This window comes from Cohnella baijiui, from assembly GCF_020731285.1.
Lineage (GTDB): Bacteria > Bacillota > Bacilli > Paenibacillales > Paenibacillaceae > Cohnella.
Window position 1 is genome coordinate 1 of sequence record NZ_JAJFOW010000223.1, and the last position, 293, is coordinate 293.

The following is a 293-nucleotide window of genomic DNA, read 5'->3' on the forward strand; positions in this document are numbered from 1 at the left end:
TGAAAAAGGGGCTTTTACCGGAGCAACACAGCGCAAGGAAGGAAAATGGGAAGCTGCAAACGGTGGAACGCTTTTTCTTGATGAAATCAGTGAGATGCCATTGTCTCTACAGGCAAAAATTCTGCGCGTGCTTCAAGAACGCGAGGTTACGCCGCTTGGCTCCAATCGAAAAATCCCCCTTGATGTGCGAATCGTCAGCGCTACAAACAAACAACTCGAGCAGATGGTAGCTGAGGGAACGTTTCGTGAAGACTTATATTTTAGTCTAAATGTCATTCCGATCTTGATTCCTC

General features: G+C 46.4%; 1 protein-coding gene. It reads left to right on the plus strand.

The window, feature by feature from the left end:
- Nucleotides 1-293, plus strand: a 293-nt coding sequence (locus LKX83_RS32400) for a sigma 54-interacting transcriptional regulator (protein ID WP_227887387.1), incomplete at both ends; no start/stop codon positions are given.